We start from the raw sequence: 1,603 nt of genomic DNA, 5'->3' as shown, positions 1-1,603 counted from the left end.
CCCGCCGCCGCGGCCTCCTCGCTGCGCAGGAAGCGGCCGGGCGCGGCCGGCAGATCCTCGACGAACACCGCCTCGCCACGCTGCCAGGCCAGGCCCGGCAGCCCCACGCCGCGCGGCAGGTAGGTCTCCTGGGAGATCGCCTCGAAGGCCTGAGCGCCGGGGCCGTAGGCGCCGTCGACCAGCGTCATGTCGGTGGTGATACGCGGGTCGTGGTGCCACAGCTCCAGGGCACCGGCCTGTCCGGGCACGTGGCCGCAGAACACCACCAGCACCGACGTGAGACGGTCGTGCAGGTACAGCGGCAGGGCGATGGCGCAGTCCATGCCGGCGGTCCGGGCGGCGGCGGTGCGCTGGAAGATCGAACCCTCGAACTGCCGCAGCAGCACCGGGCGGCCTTCTTCCCAGGCGCGGCCGGGCAGTCCCTCGCCACGGCCAAAGCACATGGAGCGGCTGATCGTCGCGAAGCTGCGCGCCGGGCCGAAGCCGCCGCAGCCGAACTCGAGCAGCGTGCCGTCGGCGCTGGGGATCCAGACTTCGGCGGCCTTGATGAAGGTGGCAGACATGGCGCGTCCTGGAGGGTGTGCAGCGCTCGTGCAAGTTGCAGGCCAGCACGGGCCGGTCGCGCCGCATGCCGGCGAGCCGATAGACTGGCCCGCATGAACCGCACCGATCCGCAGCAGCACGCAGACTTTCGCTCCGCCGCCGTGACGCGGCTGCGCGCCGACCTGGCGCTGGCGCTGCGGGCCGCCGCGCTTCACGGCCTGGCCGAAGGCGTGTGCAACCATTTCAGCGTGGAGCTGCCCGACGGCTCCGGCCGTTTCCTGCTGAATCCGCGCGGCCTGCTGTGGAGCGAGATCGGCGCCGACGACATCGTGATGATCGACGTGCAGGGCGCCCGGCTGGCAGGCCGCCACGACGTCGAGCCCACGGCGATGTTCATCCATGCCGCGATCCACCGCATCGCCGGCCAGGCCTGCGTGCTGCACACCCACATGCCGTACGCGACCGCGCTCACGCTCACCGTCGATCGGGCCCTCGACACCACGCTGTCGCAGAACGCGATGCGCTTCCACGGCCGCGTGGCCATCGATGCGCACTACAACGGTCTCGCGCTCGATGCATCGGAGGGCGAACGCATCGCACGCGCCATGCGGGGGGCCGACGTGGTATTCCTCGGAAACCACGGCGTGGTGGTCTGCGGCGCCTCGATGGCGCATGCCTACGACGACCTCTACTACCTGGAGCGCGCCTGCGCCACGCAGGTACTGGCCGGCTCGACCGGCCGGCCGCTGGCCCCGGTGGCGCCGACCATCGCCGCGCACGTGGCGCAGCAGACGCTGGGCGAGCGGCTGCAGTCGGAGCTGTTCTTCGAGGCGCTGCGGCGCACCGTGCCCTAGCCTCCGCAGCGCAGCGGGCCGCGCGTCCGCCGCGGCCGTGAAAGCTGTTCTGGCGCGGTACAAAAACGCCTAGGGAAACTACGTGCTTGGGTGGGGTGGCCCGTGAACTTTAAGGTTCATGCCGTGCCGACGCCGCCGTGACGGTGGTGCGTGGCCTTCCTTGCCACTCTCCCGCGAAGCATCGACCGATGGATTCATTCCTCCCG

The 1,603-nt window shown here is 71.2% G+C and carries 2 protein-coding genes; one reads left to right on the top strand and one right to left on the bottom strand.

The genetic code is table 11. The features are described 5' to 3' along the window. A partial coding sequence (locus x551_RS21955) for a GAF domain-containing protein (protein ID WP_036251465.1) occupies nt 1-563 on the bottom strand: 563 nt, incomplete at its 3' end. Between the two features lie 93 nt (nt 564-656). On the opposite strand from x551_RS21955, the gene x551_RS21950 reads away from it, so the two are divergent. Continuing rightward, nucleotides 657-1,397, top strand: a complete 741-nt coding sequence (locus tag x551_RS21950; protein ID WP_036236645.1) for an aldolase — start codon at nt 657-659, stop codon at nt 1,395-1,397. Nucleotides 1,398-1,603: the final 206 nt, after the last annotated feature.

Source organism: Methylibium sp. T29 (genome assembly GCF_000576205.1).
Lineage (GTDB): Bacteria > Pseudomonadota > Gammaproteobacteria > Burkholderiales > Burkholderiaceae_C > Methylibium > Methylibium petroleiphilum.
Note: the sequence above shows the minus strand (reverse complement) of the source record. Positions and strands in the feature narration are given on the sequence as shown.

Excerpts from the sequence above, each read along its gene's own strand:
- x551_RS21950 (WP_036236645.1), top strand. The coding sequence starts at position 657 with ATGAACCGCACCGATCCGCAGCAGCACGCAGACTTTCGCTCCGCCGCC.